This window comes from Candidatus Methylomirabilota bacterium (genome assembly GCA_035936835.1).
Lineage (GTDB): Bacteria > Methylomirabilota > Methylomirabilia > Rokubacteriales > CSP1-6 > AR37.
The window spans coordinates 1-1,814 of sequence record DASYVT010000213.1 but is presented as its reverse complement, the minus strand read 5'-3'; the positions used below and the strand labels follow the sequence as shown (position 1 = coordinate 1,814).

The window sequence follows — 1,814 nt, the reverse complement described above, 5'->3', positions numbered from 1 at the left end:
GGACTCGGCGGCTCCAGCCGGATCCTGCTGCCCTCGAGAAGGGGCCCCAGCACGCCGTTCCCCTCAGTACGAGCGCGGCATGCCGAGGACGTGCTCCCCGACGTAGGCCATGATGAGGTTGTTGTTGATCGGCGCCGCGCGGTAGAGGCGTGACTCGCGGAACTTGCGCTCGATGTCGTACTCCTCGGCGAAGCCGTAGCCGCCGTGGCAGTCGATGCAGGCGTCGCCGGCGGCGATGGCCGCCTCGGAGGCGAGGTACTTGGCCATGTTGGCCTCGGGCCCGCACGGGATACCGGCGTCGAACATCTTGGCGGCCTTGGTGCGCATGAGGTCGGCCGCCTCGATCGCCATGTGCGCTTTCGCGATCGGGAACTGCACCCCCTGGTTCGCGCCGATCGGCTTGCCGAAGATGACGCGCTGGCTCGAGTAGGCGACGGCTTTTTCGATGAACCACCGCGCGTCCCCAAGCGAATCCGAGGCGACCAGGATGCGTTCGGCGTTCATGCCGTCGAGGATGTAGGAGAAGCCCTTGCCCTCTTGTCCCACGAGGCTGCCGGCGGGGATCTCCATGTTGTCGAAGAAGAGGGCGTTGGTCGAGTGGTTCATCATCATCCTGAGCGGCCGGACCTCGAGCCCCTTGCCTTTGAGATGCCTGATGTCGATGAGGAAGACGGACAGCCCGTCGGTCTTCTTCTTGACCTGGTCCACGGGCGTCGTGCGCGCGAGCAGCAGCATCAGGTCGGACTGGAGCACGCGCGAGATGAACATCTTCTGCCCGTTGACCACGTAGCTGTCGCCCTTGCGGATCGCCATGGTCTGGAGCTTGGTCGTGTCCGAGCCCGCGTTAGGCTCGGTGACGCCGAAGGCCTGGAGCCGGAGCTCGCCCGTCGCGATCTTGGGCAGGAAGGTCTTCTTCTGCTGGGCTGATCCATGGCGAAGCACCGTGCCCATGATGTACATCTGCGCGTGGCAGGCGCCGGCGTTGCCGCCCGAGCGGTTGATCTCTTCGAGGATCAGCGCGCCCTCCATGATCCCGAGCCCCGCCCCGCCGAACTCCTGCGGGATCAACACGCCGAGGTATCCCGCCTTCGTCAGGTCGTTGACGAGGGCGTCCGGATACTCGCGCTTGGCGTCGAGGTCGCGCCAGTACTCGGGCGGGTACTGCTTGCAGAGGTCGTAGACGGCGGCCTTGAGGGCCCGCTGCTCTTCGGTCAGCGTGAAGGTCATATCGCTCATGCTATGTCCCCTGAAAGCGCGGCTTGCGCTTCTCGTTGAACGCTCTCACGCCTTCCATGCGGTCTTCCGTCGTGACGGTGACGTTGTAGGCCTCGATGGCGAGCGCCATGCCGGTCTCGAGGTCGGTCTCGCTGCCCCAGTTGACGGCCTTCTTGGCCTGGCGCACCGCGACGGGCCCATTCGCCGCGATCGTCGCCGCGATCTCGAGCGCCTTGGCGCGCGCCTGGCCGGCCGGCACGAGGTGGTTCACGAGGCCGATGGCCTTGGCCTCTGCCGCGGGGAGCCGGCGCCCTGTGAAGATCATCTCCTTCGCGAGCGGCCCCCCGATGATGCGCGGGAGCAGCTGCGTCCCGCCGATGCCCGGGAAGATGCCGAGCGTCACCTCCGGCACGGCGAAGACCGCCGTCTCCGACGCCACGATGAAGTCGGAGAGCACAGCCAGCTCGCAGCCGCCGCCCATGGCGAAGCCCTCGACCGCGGCGATCACCGGCACGGGGCAGTGGAGCACGCGCGCGGCGGCGGCCTCGAAGATGACGTGCTGGGCGCGCCAGACCTCGTCGGTCATGCCCTGGCGCTCC

At 67.3% G+C, this 1,814-nt stretch carries 2 protein-coding genes; both read right to left on the bottom strand.

The genetic code is table 11. From position 1 onward, the window contains the following. Nucleotides 1-63 precede the first annotated feature (63 nt). Nucleotides 64-1,227 carry an acyl-CoA dehydrogenase family protein gene (locus VGV06_19375; GenBank protein ID HEV2057306.1) on the bottom strand — a complete coding sequence of 388 codons (1,164 nt, stop codon included), beginning with the start codon at nucleotides 1,225-1,227 and terminating at the stop codon, nucleotides 64-66. A 10-nt stretch (nucleotides 1,228-1,237) separates the two neighbouring features. Further along, nucleotides 1,238-1,814 (bottom strand): enoyl-CoA hydratase-related protein (locus VGV06_19370; protein HEV2057305.1); only part of this gene is annotated, 577 nt, incomplete at its 5' end.

Bases quoted from the DNA above. Each gene is read 5' to 3' on its own strand.
- VGV06_19375 (HEV2057306.1), bottom strand. From the start codon at position 1,227: ATGACCTTCACGCTGACCGAAGAGCAGCGGGCCCTCAAGGCCGCCGTC.